This is a genomic window from Rhizobacter sp. (assembly GCF_035702065.1).
GTDB lineage: Bacteria > Pseudomonadota > Gammaproteobacteria > Burkholderiales > Burkholderiaceae_C > Rhizobacter.
Genome location: NZ_DASSRA010000119.1, coordinates 1 through 15,003, shown reverse-complemented (window position 1 = coordinate 15,003; position 15,003 = coordinate 1). Strand labels below are relative to the sequence as shown.

16 protein-coding genes are annotated in these 15,003 nt (G+C 63.5%); 9 read left to right on the top strand and 7 right to left on the bottom strand.

Annotated elements, in window-relative coordinates:
• Both VFL64_RS05530 and VFL64_RS05525 read left to right on the top strand, forming a co-directional pair.
• Positions 1 to 870: NAD+ synthase (locus VFL64_RS05530; protein ID WP_489539378.1), on the top strand; the 870-nt coding region annotated here is incomplete at its 5' end.
• 32 nt (positions 871 to 902) lie between these two features.
• Positions 903 to 1,241 (top strand): P-II family nitrogen regulator, encoded by a 339-nt coding sequence (locus VFL64_RS05525; RefSeq protein ID WP_027693166.1) that lies wholly within the window; start codon positions 903 to 905, stop codon positions 1,239 to 1,241.
• Between the two features lie 50 nt (positions 1,242 to 1,291).
• Here the strand turns inward: VFL64_RS05525 and VFL64_RS05520 are convergent, their stop codons facing one another.
• From VFL64_RS05520 to VFL64_RS05495, 6 genes are all read right to left on the bottom strand, one after another.
• Entirely contained in the window at positions 1,292 to 1,876 is a 585-nt protein-coding gene (locus VFL64_RS05520) for an LOG family protein (RefSeq protein WP_489539377.1), read from the bottom strand.
• Positions 1,873 to 2,250: a diacylglycerol kinase gene (locus VFL64_RS05515; RefSeq protein WP_489539376.1), complete on the bottom strand. Its 378-nt coding sequence runs from the start codon at positions 2,248 to 2,250 to the stop codon at positions 1,873 to 1,875. Before VFL64_RS05515 ends, VFL64_RS05520 begins: the two co-directional genes overlap by 4 nt.
• Before the next feature lie 33 nt (positions 2,251 to 2,283).
• Positions 2,284 to 2,832 (bottom strand): RDD family protein, encoded by a 549-nt coding sequence (locus VFL64_RS05510; protein WP_489539375.1) that lies wholly within the window; start codon positions 2,830 to 2,832, stop codon positions 2,284 to 2,286.
• Complete coding sequence (locus VFL64_RS05505) at positions 2,829 to 3,506, bottom strand: DUF3106 domain-containing protein (protein ID WP_489539380.1); 678 nt, start codon at positions 3,504 to 3,506, stop codon at positions 2,829 to 2,831. Before VFL64_RS05505 ends, VFL64_RS05510 begins: the two co-directional genes overlap by 4 nt.
• Before the next feature lie 119 nt (positions 3,507 to 3,625).
• Positions 3,626 to 4,084 (bottom strand): DUF3619 family protein, encoded by a 459-nt coding sequence (locus VFL64_RS05500; protein WP_489539374.1) that lies wholly within the window; start codon positions 4,082 to 4,084, stop codon positions 3,626 to 3,628.
• Positions 4,081 to 4,647: an RNA polymerase sigma factor gene (locus tag VFL64_RS05495; protein ID WP_489539373.1), complete on the bottom strand. Its 567-nt coding sequence runs from the start codon at positions 4,645 to 4,647 to the stop codon at positions 4,081 to 4,083. Before VFL64_RS05495 ends, VFL64_RS05500 begins: the two co-directional genes overlap by 4 nt.
• 242 nt (positions 4,648 to 4,889) lie before the next feature.
• Between VFL64_RS05495 and VFL64_RS05490 the strand changes: the two genes are divergently transcribed.
• The 7 genes from VFL64_RS05490 to pbpG all read left to right on the top strand — a co-directional run bounded on the left by VFL64_RS05490 (position 4,890) and on the right by pbpG (position 14,043).
• Complete coding sequence (locus tag VFL64_RS05490; RefSeq protein WP_489539372.1) at positions 4,890 to 6,665, top strand: acetolactate synthase 3 catalytic subunit; 1,776 nt, start codon at positions 4,890 to 4,892, stop codon at positions 6,663 to 6,665.
• Positions 6,666 to 6,827: 162 nt separating this feature from the next.
• Complete coding sequence (ilvN, locus tag VFL64_RS05485; protein ID WP_027693173.1) at positions 6,828 to 7,319, top strand: acetolactate synthase small subunit; 492 nt, start codon at positions 6,828 to 6,830, stop codon at positions 7,317 to 7,319.
• Positions 7,320 to 7,359: 40 nt separating this feature from the next.
• Positions 7,360 to 8,376: a ketol-acid reductoisomerase gene (gene ilvC, locus VFL64_RS05480; RefSeq protein ID WP_027693174.1), complete on the top strand. Its 1,017-nt coding sequence runs from the start codon at positions 7,360 to 7,362 to the stop codon at positions 8,374 to 8,376.
• 120 nt (positions 8,377 to 8,496) lie between these two features.
• Positions 8,497 to 9,321 (top strand): CDP-diacylglycerol--serine O-phosphatidyltransferase, encoded by an 825-nt coding sequence (gene pssA, locus VFL64_RS05475; RefSeq protein WP_027693175.1) that lies wholly within the window; start codon positions 8,497 to 8,499, stop codon positions 9,319 to 9,321.
• Between the two features lie 188 nt (positions 9,322 to 9,509).
• On the top strand, positions 9,510 to 11,207 hold the full coding sequence (gene leuA, locus VFL64_RS05470; RefSeq protein ID WP_489539371.1) for a 2-isopropylmalate synthase: 1,698 nt from the start codon (positions 9,510 to 9,512) through the stop codon (positions 11,205 to 11,207).
• Positions 11,208 to 11,241: 34 nt separating this feature from the next.
• Positions 11,242 to 12,783, top strand: a complete 1,542-nt coding sequence (locus tag VFL64_RS05465) for a 2-isopropylmalate synthase (protein ID WP_489539370.1) — start codon at positions 11,242 to 11,244, stop codon at positions 12,781 to 12,783.
• A gap of 123 nt (positions 12,784 to 12,906) precedes the next feature.
• Positions 12,907 to 14,043 carry a D-alanyl-D-alanine endopeptidase gene (gene pbpG / locus VFL64_RS05460; protein ID WP_489539379.1) on the top strand — a complete coding sequence of 379 codons (1,137 nt, stop codon included), beginning with the start codon at positions 12,907 to 12,909 and terminating at the stop codon, positions 14,041 to 14,043.
• Positions 14,044 to 14,110: 67 nt separating this feature from the next.
• Here pbpG and VFL64_RS05455 read toward each other — a convergent pair whose 3' ends face one another.
• Complete coding sequence (locus VFL64_RS05455) at positions 14,111 to 14,878, bottom strand: IclR family transcriptional regulator domain-containing protein (RefSeq protein ID WP_027693178.1); 768 nt, start codon at positions 14,876 to 14,878, stop codon at positions 14,111 to 14,113.
• Between the last annotated feature and the right edge of the window lie 125 nt (positions 14,879 to 15,003).

The following is a 15,003-nucleotide window of genomic DNA, read 5'->3' as shown; positions in this document are numbered from 1 at the left end:
CACGGCCCGGTGGCGGCCGTACCTGAGATCGAGGCACAAGCTTGGGGCGCCTTGGTGACGGGCGTGCGCGACTACATCGGCAAGAACGGCTTCCCGGGCATCCTCCTGGGCCTGAGCGGCGGTATCGACTCGGCGCTGGTGCTCGCCATCGCTGTCGATGCGCTGGGTGCCGACAAGGTGCGCACCGTGATGATGCCTTCGCCCTACACGGCCGACATCTCCTGGATCGATGCCCGCGACATGGCACAACGCCTCGGCGTGCGCTACGACGAGATCTCCATCGTGCCCATGTTCGATGCGTTCAAGCAAAGCCTGGCCAGCGAGTTCGCCGGATTGAAGGAAGACGCGACCGAAGAGAACATCCAGGCGCGCATCCGCGGCACCTTGCTGATGGCCTTGTCGAACAAGTTCGGCTCCATCGTGCTGACGACCGGCAACAAGAGCGAGATGGCGACCGGCTACTGCACGCTGTATGGCGACATGGCGGGCGGTTTTGCAGTGATCAAGGACGTGGCCAAGACCCTCGTCTACCGGCTCGCCGATTGGAAGAACGCCCAGGGTGCCGAGGTGATCCCCCGGCGGATCATCACCCGCGCCCCCTCGGCCGAGCTGCGCCCCGACCAGACCGACCAGGACAGCCTGCCGCCCTACGAGGTGCTCGACGGCATCCTGCAGCGCTACATGGAAGACGACCAGAGCATCGAGCAGATCGTCGCCGCCGGCTATGCCGCGGCCGACGTGGAGCGCGTCACGCGCCTGATCAAGATCAACGAGTACAAGCGCCGGCAGGCGCCCATCGGCATCCGAATCACCCACCGCGCCTTCGGGCGCGATTGGCGCTACCCCATCACTTCGAAGTTCCGCGCTTAAACTACCCGCATCTAATTGCCCTGGAGACCGCCATGAAACAGATCACCGCGATCGTGAAGCCGTTCAAGCTCGAAGAAGTACGCGAAGCCTTGGCCGACGTGGGCGTCACCGGGCTGACCGTCACCGAGGTCAAGGGCTTCGGGCGCCAGAAGGGGCACACCGAGTTGTACCGCGGCGCCGAGTACGTGGTCGACTTCCTGCCCAAGGTGAAGGTCGAGGTTGTCGTGAAGGACGGCGACGTGGAGCGCTGCATCGAGGCCATCGTGAAGGCCGCCAAGACCGGCAAGATCGGTGACGGCAAGATCTTCGTGACGGCGGTCGAGCAGGTGGTTCGCATCCGCACCGGTGAAACGGACGAAGCCGCTGTCTGAGCACCCCTTCGCGTCGAGACAAAGCCCGCTGTACGCGGGCTTTTTTGCGCCTAGATGCGGCGGTAGTCGTCTGGTGCGGTGGCGCGCCCCGCCTGCTCGCCGAGGCGCTGCAGCAGTTCGGATGGATCGCTGCCCGCCTGCAGCAACTGGCGCTGGGCGGGCGGCACGAAGCCGTCGGCCACCGCTTGGTCCATGAAGCCGAGCAGGCGGTCGTAATAGCCTTCGACGTTGAGCAGCCCAACGGGCTTGTCGTGGTAGCCGAGCTGGCGCCAGGTCCAGACTTCGAACAGCTCCTCGAAAGTGCCGATCCCGCCGGGTAGCGCGAGGAAGGCGTCGGCGCGCTCGGCCATCATCTGCTTGCGCTGGTGCATGGTGTCGACGACATGCAACTCGGTGAGGCCGGGGTGGCCGAGTTCACGCTCCATCAGCGAATGCGGGATCACGCCGACCACCGGTGCGCCGGCGGCCAGGGCGGCGTTGGCCACCGTTCCCATCAGCCCTGCGTTGCCGCCACCGTAGACGAGTTGCCAGCCCCGCTGGCCGATGAGCGCCCCGATGCTTCGTGCGGCCAGCTCATACGCCGGGTTGCCGCCGGTGCGCGAGCCACAGTACACGCACAGCGACAGTCTGCTCACAGGAAACGGTGCCACAGCGCAGCACCCCACAAGCCGGCGCACAAGACCAGCGACAGGAACACGGCGGCACTTGCCAGATCCTTGGCACGCTTGGAGAGATCGTGCAGTTCGAAGGACACGCGGTCGATCGCGGCCTCGATGCCCGAATTCAGCAGCTCGACGATCATGACCAGCAACACGGAGCCCACAAGCATTCCGACTTCAACCCAGTTGCTGCCGACCCAGAAGGCGGACGGAATCAGCACCACAGCGAGCCAGACCTCCTGGCGAAATGCGCTCTCTCCGAGATAGGCCGTCTTCAGCCCTTCGAACGAATAGCCTGTGGCGCGGATGACCCGGTCCAGACCGGTGCGCCCCTTGAATGGATTGCTCATGGGCGGCGATTGTGCCCTGAGCGTCGAGGCCACCTACCGCGCGCGGCGAGGCTCGTTCGGGGCGATGAGCAGCCGTGTCCCGCAGAGGATGTCGTGCAGGAACTGGCGCTGCGGCAGCAGCAGCGAGAGCAGGGCGTAGGCTGCAATGCCGACCGCCAAACAGGCGGCCACGGTGCGAGGTTGCTCGCGTACGTTCCAGTGGTTCAGCGTGGCCACGATGCCGGCTGGAGCGACCCACAACCAGCTCAGGATGTAGCGGCCGGCAGCCAGACCGGGGCCCACGGGCTGGCCATCAGCGGTGACGAGGCGGATCTTCCAGGTCTGCATCGGCAATGTCTGGCCGCGGGTCGACCAGAACCAGGTGAAGTACGCTCCATACAGGAGAAAACTGAACACCTCGAGCACGAGATCGCTCTGCCGAGAATGCTGCTGGCCGGTGACGGCCACGATGACGGCGCCCAGCGCGCCAGGAATCAGCAGCATGCCGAAGAGGATCAGGCCTTCGTAGGCAAAGCTGGCTAGGCGGCGCAGCAGGCTGGGAACCTCTGCAACAGAGGTTGGCGCGACCGGAGTGCCGGTCATTGGCGGGGCGAACTGGGGCTCGACGCGGCGGCTGAGCGGGTGGCGGCGCCTTGCGGCCCGCGCTTGGGCAGCAGCGTCGACTGATCGACGAAACCGGAGGTCACGGCGATCTTGGGCAACCCAGCCGGCTGGTGGGGCGGCGGGCTGGGGCGCTTGTTGATCAGGTTGGTGGTGGCGCCCGGCTGAGCCTGGGCCACAGTCGGTGCCACCGGCTTGGGGCGCGGGGCATACGATGGGTTGGGCACCACGTTGGACTTGGTGCCGGCTGTGTTGGAAGGCTGCTCAGGGGTGGCCGACTTGCGGGCCGCCAATTCCTTCTGCTGTTCCGGTGGCAGGGCCTTGTAGGCTTCCCAACGGTTCTTGCGCTCCTGCGCCGGGATCTGCTGGGCTTCCTTGTAGTTCATGCGGGCCTGGCCACGCTCCGGGGGTGTGAGCTTCGCCCACTCTTCCATGCGTGCCTGGATGCGGGCTTGCTCGTCGGGCGACATACTCGGGAACTTGTGGGCGATGTCCAGCCACTTGGTCCTTCGTTCCGAATCGATGTTTCCCCATTCCCGTTCGAGCGGGCGGAGTGCGTTCTTTTGTGCTGGTGTCAGCGAGGCCCAGGAGCCACCCCCGGCTCCAGCCTGGCCCGCTGCTCTGACAACCACGGGCGCCGGCCCCGTCTGCGCCATGCTGATCGAGGGCAACGACAAGGAGGCGAACAACACCCAGCCCGCGCAGGCAACAACGCGCTGCGCTAATTCACGCCGAGAGAGCGGCATCGGCCGCAGAGGGTGCATGGCGGTGCAGGTCAATCGTCGTGAGGGGCCTTCAGAAACTCCACGAAACCCGGGTCACTGTAGGCGGAAGGGGGCAGGTCATCCGCGAGCAGGGAAGCGTCGATCTCTGCCGCGGCGGCGATCTGGTTGCGGTCGTGCAGCTTCTGAATCAACACCAGGCCGCCCAGCAGCGCGATCAGGGGGATCAGCGCCACCACCTGAACCCACCAAGCAGAACCTTCGTTTCCGCCGCGACCCAGGGAGAGCGTTGCCCCCGAACCTACGACGACCTCCGCTTTGGCAGCCGTTGCGGTGCGCGCTACGCGGGCACGGGCCAGAGCCTGCTCGCGGGCAAAGCGCAGGCGCTCGGCCACGTCGGGCGACAGGTCGGCCGCACGCTCCGTGAGGGCGGCGGTCAAGCGGAATGCAAGCCGGGCCTCCTGGGCGTCCAGTTCGGCCGGTGCGTAAGGTCGTAGTTGGGCGGTGCTCATAGCTCAATCCCCTTTGCCTTCAGAGCATCGGCCAGTGCATGAACTGCCCGGGAGCAATGCGTCTTGACGCTTCCCTCCGAGCAACCCATGACAGCCGCCGTCTCGGCGACATCAAGTTCTTCCCAGTAACGCAGCAAGAAGGCCTCTCGTTGACGTGCAGGCAGCCTGGCCACCTCGCCGTCAATGGCAAGCAGGATCTGCGCCCGAGAGACGGATTCTGCGGCGCTCTCCGTGGCAGAAGACTCATTTTCGGACGCCAGGGTTTCCAGCAGGTCGAAGTCCCCATCCTCTCCCGCGGATTCGTACTCGGAAAAGTTGCGAACGACGGCGTTGCGGACCTTTTGGCGGCGAAACCAGTCCATGGTCGCGTTGGACAGGATCCGCTGGAACACGAGGGGGAGTTCAGAGGCAGGCCGGTCGCCGTACTTTTCGGCGAGACGAATCATCGAATCCTGAACGATGTCGAGTGCGGAATCCTCGTCCCGAACGGCGTATGTCACGCGCTTGAAGGCGCGTTTCTCGACGCTTTTCAGAAAATCCGAAAGTTCTTTGTCAGATGCCAAGGGAGACGAGCCTCAGGCTGCAAGCCTGCCGAAACGGGCGCGATTATCGCATCGTGACAGCCTCACGGAGCCACGAAGCTCGCCTGCGGTTCTATAATCCGCGATTCTTATCATCTGGTCTGAATTTGGCAGCCCGACCTGGGCGCCCGGTTTCTTGACTCAGCAGGCACCACACCCGCCTCACGAGGGCGTGGAGAGGTGCACCAATGGTTTTTCGTTAGAGAAATTCACAAAGGTTCAACATGGACATGTCTGCCGCGGAAATCAAACGCGCCGCCTCGGCGCAACCGCAATCCTCCTCCCCCGCGGAGCCGAACGGCTCCGAAATCCTGGTCCGCTGCCTTCAAGCCGAAGGCGTGAAATTCCTCTGGGGTTACCCGGGCGGTGCGGTCCTCTACATCTACGACGCGCTCTACAAGCAAGACAGCATCGAACACGTGCTGGTGCGCCACGAGCAGGCTGCCGTGCATGCCGCTGACGGCTATGCGCGGGCGACCGGCAACGTCGGCGTTGCGCTGGTCACCTCGGGCCCCGGCGTCACCAACGCCGTGACCGGCATTGCCACCGCCTACATGGATTCGATCCCGATGGTGATCATCACCGGGCAGGTCCCCACGCCGGCGATCGGGCTCGATGCCTTCCAGGAATGCGACACCGTGGGCATCACGCGGCCCATCGTGAAGCACAACTTCCTGGTCAAGGATGTGCGTGATCTCGCGGTCACGCTGAAGAAGGCCTTCCACATCGCACGCACCGGTCGCCCCGGGCCTGTGGTGGTCGACATCCCCAAGGATGTGTCGCTCAAGACGGCGCCTTTCCACTACCCAGCCTCGGTCGAGATGCGCTCGTACAACCCGGCGCGCAAGGGCCATGGCGGGCAGATTCGCAAGGCGGTGCAACTGCTGCTGGCGGCCAAACGGCCCTACATCTACACCGGTGGCGGCGTCGTGCTCGGCAATGCTGCGGCAGAACTGCGCGAACTGGTCAACCTGCTCGGTTATCCCTGCACCAACACGCTGATGGGCCTGGGTGCCATGCCGGCGAGTGACCCGAAGTTCCTCGGAATGCTGGGCATGCACGGTACCTACGAAGCCAACATGACCATGCAGAACTGCGATGTTCTGCTGGCCGTCGGCGCCCGCTTCGATGACCGCGTGATCGGCAACCCGAAGCACTTCGCTTCGGTGGAACGCAAGATCATCCACATCGACATCGATCCGTCGTCGATCTCCAAGCGCGTGAAGGTCGACATCCCCATCGTCGGCGACGTGAAGGATGTGCTTCATGAGCTGATCGCCCAGATCAAGGAAGCGCAGGCCAAGCCCGACGTGCAGTCTTTGTCCACGTGGTGGGGGCAGATCAACGAATGGCGCAAGCGCGAGTGCCTGAAGTACAAGAACAGCAACGAGGTCATCAAACCGCAGTACGTGGTCGAAACCTTGTGCGAACTGACGCGCAACCGCGACACCTACATCACCTCCGACGTCGGCCAGCACCAGATGTGGGCTGCGCAGTTCTACCGTTTCGAGGAGCCGCGCCGCTGGATCAATTCCGGTGGCCTGGGCACGATGGGTGTGGGCCTGCCGTATGCGATGGGCATCAAGCTGGCCAAGCCGGACTCCGACGTGTTCTGTGTGACGGGCGAAGGCTCTATCCAGATGTGCATCCAGGAGCTGTCGACCTGCCTGCAGTACAAGACGCCGGTGAAGATCGTGTCGCTGAACAACCGCTATCTCGGCATGGTGCGGCAGTGGCAGGAGCTCGACTATGGCGGCCGCTACTCGCACAGCTACATGGACGCGCTGCCTGATTTCGTCAAACTTGCCGAAGCCTATGGGCACGTGGGCTTGCTGGTGCAGAAGCCATCCGATGTCGAGCCGGCCCTGCGCGAAGCCATCAAGCTCAAGGATCGGACCGTCTTCCTCGACATCCGCACCGACCCGACCGAGAACGTCTGGCCCATGGTGCAGGCTGGCAAGGGCATCAGCGAAATGCTTCTGGGGTCTGAAGACCTGTGACGCGCTGAACCTCCGTCGAGGGTGTGCGTTACCGCGCCTGCCCGAAAGCCGAGGGGATGCGCTGATCGGCTTCAGCCATTTCACACCGACTCAAACTTGGACAGCGTGGCCAAGGGCCATTGGTTACCGCCAATGGCCTGAAGAGCGCGCTCAAAAGCACACATGAAACACATCATCGCCTTGCTGCTGGAGAACGAACCCGGCGCGTTGTCGCGCGTCGTCGCCTTGTTCTCCGCCCGCGGCTACAACATCGAGAGCCTGACGGTGGCGCCGACGGAGGATCCCTCCCTGTCGCGCATGACCATCGTGACCACTGGCTCCGATGACGTGATCGAGCAGATCACCAAGCACCTTAACCGCCTGATCGAAGTCGTGAAGGTCGTCGACCTGACCGAAGGCAGCTACACCGAACGCGAGCTCATGCTCATCAAGGTCCGTGCCGTCGGCAAGGAGCGCGAAGAGATGAAGCGCATGGCCGACATCTTCCGCGGCCGCATCATCGACGTGACCGAAAAGAGCTACACCATTGAGTTGACGGGCGATGCGTCCAAGCTCGATGCCTTCATCGAGGCCATCGACCGCACCGCCATTCTGGAAACCGTGCGCACCGGCACCAGCGGGATCGGTCGCGGCGAGCGCATCCTGCGCGCGTGAGTTATCACCGAAACCCCGCATTGAACTGAAGGAGTTAGAGATGAAGGTTTACTACGACAAAGACGCCGACCTGAGCCTGGTGAAGGGCAAGAACGTCACGATCATCGGCTACGGCTCGCAAGGTCACGCGCACGCGCAGAACCTGAACGACAGCGGTGTCAAGGTCACCGTTGGCCTGCGCAAGGGTGGCGCGTCGTGGGGCAAGGTCGAGAAGGCAGGCTTGAAGGTCGCCGAGATCGCTGACGCTGTGAAGTCTGCCGACATCGTCATGCTGCTGCTACCTGACGAGCAGATCGCCGCCGTTTACAAGAACGACGTCGAACCCCACATCAAGCAAGGTGCGTCGCTGGCCTTCGCGCATGGATTCAACGTGCACTACGGTCAAGTCGTGCCCCGCGCGGACCTCGATGTGTGGATGGTCGCCCCCAAGGCGCCGGGCCACACCGTGCGCTCGACTTACACCCAAGGTGGCGGCGTGCCTCACCTGATTGCCGTGCACGCCGACAAGAGCGGCAAGGCGCGCGATCTGGCCCTTAGCTACGCGGCAGCCAATGGCGGTGGCAAGGCTGGCGTGATCGAGACCAACTTCCGCGAAGAAACCGAGACCGACCTCTTCGGCGAACAGGCCGTGCTGTGCGGCGGCACCGTCGAGCTGATCAAGGCTGGCTTCGAGACGCTGGTGGAGGCCGGCTACGCGCCCGAGATGGCTTACTTCGAGTGCCTGCACGAGTTGAAGCTGATCGTCGACCTCATCTATGAAGGCGGTATCGCCAACATGAACTACTCGATCTCGAACAACGCCGAGTATGGTGAATACGTCACCGGCCCGCGCATGGTGACGGCGGACACCAAGAACGCGATGCGCCAAGTGCTCAAGGACATCCAGACCGGCGAATACGCCAAGAGCTTCATCCTCGAGAACAAGGCCGGTGCTCCCACGCTGCAGTCGCGCCGCCGGCTGACGGCCGAGCACCCGATCGAGCAAGTCGGCGAGCAATTGCGCGCGATGATGCCTTGGATCAAGAAGAATCGCCTGGTCGACCAAAGCAAGAACTGATCGCTTGCCGACAAGGCAATCAAGACTCGCCGCAAGGGCTTACCTTGCGGCGTTTTTGTTTGTCGCTGCGGTATCCTTCGCCGCTTGAAAACACCGATCAACGCTTGACACATGAACGACATGCACGATGGCGTCCAACCCGTTGCCGACGGAGAAGAGGCGCCTGTGCGCCCTCGGCGCAAGGGCATCTACATCCTGCCCAATCTGTTCACCTTGGCGGCCTTGTTCGGGGGCTTCTATGCCATCGTGATGGCCATGAACGGCCGCTTCGAGCAATCGGCCATCGGCATCTTCTGCGCCATGGTGCTCGACAGTCTCGACGGCCGCGTAGCGCGGATGACCAATACGCAGAGCACTTTCGGCGAGCAGATGGACAGCCTGTCCGACATGGTTTCCTTCGGCGCCGCGCCGGCGTTGATCATCTACGAATGGGCGCTCAAGGGCCTGGGCAAGCTGGGCTGGATCGCCGCCTTCGTCTACTGCTCATGCGCTGCGCTTCGCCTGGCCCGTTTCAACACCAATCTGGCCGTCGTCGACAAGCGCTTCTTCCAGGGCCTGCCCAGCCCGGCGGCAGCGGCGCTGGTCATGGGCTTCATCTGGCTGATGGACGACTCGGGCTTCAAGGTGGCGAACGAGGGCGAGTGGCTGCGCTGGACGGCCTTCGCCTTCGCGATGTACGCCGGCCTGACGATGGTGACCAACGTGCCGTTCTACAGTTTCAAGGACGTGAGCTTCAAGCGCACGGTTCCGTTCATCGTGATCGTGGCGATCGCGCTCGGCATCGCTGTCATCAACATCCACGCACCCTCGGTGCTGTTTGGCTTGTTCTGCATCTACGGCCTGTCGGGTTACGCCGTCTATGTGTGGAAGCGACTCAAGGGGCGGCCGGTCAGCGTGATCGCGACGTCTACCGACGAGCCCGACGAGGAAGGCCTGCACCGCTGAAAAGCTGCGTGCTATATTCGTGACCATGACGTTCTCGACCGCTCTCACGCTAGCCCTACTAGAGGTGCCACGGGCTCGCTGATCGTTCACGTCCATCGTTTTCGTTCTCAACGGCCCGTTTGCAACCAGCATCGGGCCGTTTTGCATTTGGTTTGCTGGTTGCTGTTCAACTCTCTCAAGGGATGACCATGTTGAAGCAACCGCAGCAGAAGTACCGACCCTTTGCGCCCATTGGCTTGCGTGACCGCACCTGGCCCGATGCCGTGTTGACGAAAGCGCCCATCTGGCTCAGCACCGATCTGCGTGACGGCAATCAGGCACTGATCGAGCCGATGGATCTGCCGCGCAAGCTGCGCATGTTCGAGATGCTGCTGCGCATCGGCTTCAAGGAGATCGAGGTCGGATTCCCTTCGGCATCGCAGACCGAGTTCGACTTTCTGCGCACTCTGATCGAGCGGGATCTCGTGCCGGACGATGTCACGATCCAGGTGCTGACGCAGGCTCGCGAGCCTTTGATTCGCCGTACCTTTGAGTCGCTCAAGGGCGCCAAGCGAGCGATCGTGCACCTCTACAACGCCACCGCGCCGGTGATGCGCGAAGTGGTGCTGGGCCTGGATCAGGACGGCGTGGTCGCCCTCGCGGTGGAGCATGCACAGCTCATGAACCAGCTCGCCGCCGAGCAGCCTGAGACCGAATGGCGCTTCGAGTACTCGCCCGAGACTTTCTCCGACACCGAGCTCGACTTCGCCAAGCGCATCGTCGATGCAGTGACCGAGGTCTGGCAGCCCACTCCCGAGCGCAAGTGCATCGTCAACTTGCCCACCACCATCGAACGCTCGACGCCCAACATATTTGCCGACATGGTGGAGTGGATGCATCGGAACATGGCCCGCCGCGACAGCATCGTGCTCTCCGTCCACCCGCACAACGACCGGGGCACCGGCACCGCGACCGGCGAATTCGCCTTGATGGCCGGTGCCGACCGCATTGAAGGCTGCCTCTTCGGCAATGGCGAGCGCACGGGCAATTGCGATCTCGTCAACATCGCACTGAACCTCTATACGCAAGGTGTGTCGCCGAACCTGGACTTCTCCGACATCGACGAGGTGCGCCGCTGTGTCGAGCATTGCAACCAGTTGCCCGTGCACCCCCGTCATCCATACGTCGGCGACCTGGTCTACACCTCGTTCTCCGGTTCGCATCAGGATGCAATCAAGAAGGCCTTTTCCGCGCGAAGAGAAGGCGAGATCTGGAACATGCCCTACCTGCCGATCGACCCGAAGGATCTCGGCCGCAGCTACGACGCGGTGATCCGAGTCAACAGCCAGTCGGGCAAGGGCGGCATTTCGTACTTGCTCGAAAACGAGTATGGGGTCGAGTTGCCGCGCCGCTTGCAGATCGAGTTCAGCCAGGTCGTGCAGGCCGTGATGGACGACAGCGGCAAGGAGCAGACCGCCGCCGAGCTCTGGAGCATCTTCCAGCGCGAATACAGCACGGCTGGTGCCTGGGATGCGCAGGTGGTCCACGCGACGATCTCACCCATTGCGGATGGCCAGGTGAAGCTGTCGACCAGCGTCTACGTGGATGGCCGCGGCTTGAAGGTCGAGGGGCAGGGCGCCGGGCCGATCGAGGCTTTCGTCGAGGGTGTGAACCGCCAACTGGCGAGCAAGGTGCGCGTGCTCGACTACCACGAACATGCCATCGGCAGCGGTGCCGATGCCAAGGCAGTGGCCTACCTGGAGTTGCGCATCGGCGATGGCCTCACGCTCTTCGGTGTGGGCATCGACGCCAACATCGTCTCCGCATCACTGAAGGCCATCACTTCGGGCCTGCACCGTGCCCGCCGCCAGGGCAAGCTGCAGTTCGCCCAGCCCGCGCTCGCCTAACATTGCACCAAACACAGTCCACGAGGAGCACTCCATGACCGACAAACTCATCATCTTCGACACCACCTTGCGCGATGGCGAGCAGTCGCCTGGAGCCTCGATGACCAAGGACGAGAAGCTGCGCATCGCGCGCCAGCTGGAGCGGCTGAAGGTCAACGTGATCGAGGCTGGCTTCGCCGCTTCGTCCAACGGCGACTTCGAGGCCGTGCGCGCGATCGCGCAGGCGATCAAGGACAGCACCGTCTGCTCGCTCGCGCGTGCCAACGACCGCGACATCTCGCGTGCGGCCGAGGCGCTGAAGGGCGGCAACTCCACCCGCATCCACCTCTTTCTTGCGACCAGTGCACTGCACATGGAGAAGAAGCTGCGCATGACGCCCGATCAGGTGTTCGAACAGGCCCGGCTCTCCACCCGATTCGCGCGCAATCTGTCGGAAGACGTGGAGTTCTCGCCCGAGGACGGCTACCGCTCCGACCCGGACTTCCTGTGCCGCGTGCTCGAAGCGGTGATCGATGCCGGCGCAACCACCATCAACATCCCCGACACCGTGGGCTACGCCATCCCCGAGCTCTACGGCAACTTCATCCTCGACCTGCGCACGCGCATCCCCAATTCCGACAAGGCGATTTGGTCGGTGCATTGCCACAACGACCTGGGCATGGCGGTGGCCAACTCGTTGGCCGGCGTGAAGATCGGCGGCGCGCGGCAGATCGAGTGCACGATCAACGGGCTGGGCGAGCGTGCGGGCAACTGTGCGCTCGAAGAGATCGTGATGGCGGTGCGCACGCGCAAGGACTACTTCGGCCTCGCGCTGGATGTAGACGCTTCTCAGATCGTGCCGGCCTCTCGTCTGGTGTCGCAGACCACGGGCTTCGTGGTGCAGCCCAACAAGGCGGTGGTCGGTGCCAACGCCTTCGCACACGCCTCGGGCATCCACCAGGACGGCGTGCTCAAGGCTCGCGACACCTACGAAATCATGCGGGCCGAAGACGTGGGCTGGTCGGCCAACAAGATCGTGCTGGGCAAGCTCTCGGGCCGCAATGCGTTCAAGCAGCGCCTGCAAGAGCTGGGCATCGAGATGCAATCCGAGGCCGAGATCAACACTGCCTTCGCCAAGTTCAAGGAGCTGGCCGACCGCAAGAGCGACATCTTCGACGAAGACATCCTGGCCTTGGTGATGGATGAATCGGTGACGGCCGAGCACGAGCACTATCGCCTGCTGGCCTTGTCGCAGCGGTCCGAAATGGGGGAGCGGCCGCACGCCAAGGTGGCTTTTGCCGCCGGTGAGGTCGAGCACCACACCGAGAGCGATGGCAACGGCCCGGTCGACGCCAGCTTGAAGGCCATCGAGTCGAAGCTGCAGACTGGGGCGGAAATGCTGCTCTATTCGGTCAATGCCATCACCTCCGGCAGCACAGAATCACAGGGCGAGGTGACGGTTCGACTCCAGCATGGCGGGCGTGTCGTCAACGGCGTGGGGGCCGACCCGGACATCGTGGTCGCGTCAGCCAAGGCCTACCTCGCGGCGTTGAACAAACTGCACAGCAAGAGCGAGCGCGTGGCCGCCCAAGGGTGATATTTGTCACACAGCTGACAACTCCTTAGGCAAACTTGAGGAAGACCGCGCAAGTTTTTGATCTTGCGGGGTTTTTTTCTTTCACCTACACTCTGGGCGACCGAGCGTAAAGGGGTTGTTGTGGTGGTACTTACACAAAAGTCGGCGTCGCATTTGCTGCGTGGGTTGGTTGCGCTGGCGATTGCCGTCTGCTTGCCCCTGTCCGCCGGCGCGGCGGCCAAGCCCGCCAAGAAGCGCACGACCGCTGTTTCGGACGCGTCAGTAAGCAAGTCCAAGGTCGTTGCTGTGCGCAACGTCAAGCGCACCAGCTTGCGCCGTGCCGCCTATGTCGAGCCAGCTCGCCCTTCCTTTGGCCAGCTCAATGGCTTGCATGGCACGGCCGATCCGCTGGACCTGAAGTCCAGCGTGGCCTTTGTCATGGACTCGGAGACCAATGAGGTTCTCCTCAGCAAGAATTCCCAGGCTGTCCTGCCCATCGCTTCGCTGACGAAGCTGATGACGGCCCTGGTCGTCACCGAAGCCAAGCTTCCGCTGGACGAGGTTCTGACCGTCACCCAGGACGACGTCGACACCGAGAAGGGCAGCACCTCGCGCCTGACGGTGGGCACCCAGCTCACCCGCGGTGAGATGCTCCACCTCGCGCTGATGTCGTCCGAAAACCGAGCTGCACACGCGCTGGGCCGCACCTACCCGGGTGGCCTGGATGTTTTCGTGGCTGCAATGAACCGCAAGACGACCGAGCTGGGCATGACCAGCACGAGGTACGTCGAGCCCACTGGACTGTCGAGTCGCAATCAGTCGAGCGCCCGTGACCTGGCGACCCTGGTGAACGCGGCCCACAACTACCCGCTGATCCGTGAGCTGTCGACGTCGCCCGAACACCAGGTGGCCGTTGGCCGCCGCCAACTCCAGTACCGCAACACCAATGGCTTGGTGCGCAACCCGGAGTGGGACATCAGCCTGCAGAAGACGGGCTACATCAGCGAGGCAGGTCGCTGCCTGGTGATGCAGGCCAAGCTGGCCGGCCGTCAACTGATCATGGTGTTCCTTGATTCGGCCGGCAAGTATTCGCGCATCGGCGACGCCGAACGTGTGCGCCGCTGGGTGAGCGAGATGCCCGTCACTGCGCGCATGACGGCCCCCGCGGTGGTAGTGCCGACGACGCCTGTCGTCGTCCCGGCTGCCGTGCCCATGCCTGAAGTGGCGCCTGCGGCCGCTGAACCTGCCACCGTGCGCGAGACACCCAAGGTCACGTCCTGAGTGACTGCACCTCACGAAGCAAAGAGCCCGGCACTGCCGGGCTCTTTGCGTTGTGCCCGCAGACGCGTCAGCCGCGGTGTCCCAGTGCCGAAGAGATCTGCGAGGCGGTGGACTTGAGGCGCTCCAGCCAGGCTTCTTCGAGGCGATCGGCAGGTGCAGAGATCGACAGGCCGGCAACCAGCTTGCCCTGGTCGTCGAGGATGCCGGCCGCCATGCAGCGCACACCCAGTTCCAGCTCTTCATCATCGCGCGCTGTGCCGTACTGCAGCACCTTGGAGAGCTCACGCTCCAGCGTGTTCACGTCGGTGATGCTGTTGCGTGTGTGGCCCGCGAGGCCGGTGCGCGTCGCATAGGCGCGCACGCGTTGCGGGTCGTCGTGGGCGAGAAAGAGCTTGCCGACCGAAGTGAGGTGCAGCGGCGCGCGGCCGCCCACGGCACGCACGACCTGCATGCCCGAGCGTTCGCTGTAGGTGCGCTCGATGTAGACGATTTCGTCGCCCTGGCGCATCGACAGGTTCACCGGCTGGTGGGTGAGCTTGTGCAACTCGCGCATCGGGCCCAGGGCGGCATCGCGTACGTCCAGCCGTGCCTTCACCAGGTTGCCCAGTTCCAGCAGGCGCATGCCCAGGCGGTAGCTGCCCGCCTCGGGCCGGTCGACGTAGCGGCCCACCGTCAGGTCGTTGAGGATGCGATGGGCGGTGGAGGGGTGCAACCCGGTCTGTTCGCTGATGAGCTTCAGGGACACCGGATCCTGGTGCGACGCGAGGAGGTCCAGCAACGAGAACATGCGTTCAAGTACCTGGATCGCCGGCTTTTGATCCTCTTTGCTTTTCATGGGAGCCATTCTGACGCAGTTTGACGAAATTTTGCATCGCGAAAATGGACCAGTATTTCAGGTGATTGCTGCCGCTGCTGTGACACCTGAGCGCACGGCGCCTTCCAGCGTGGCAGGGTAGGGGC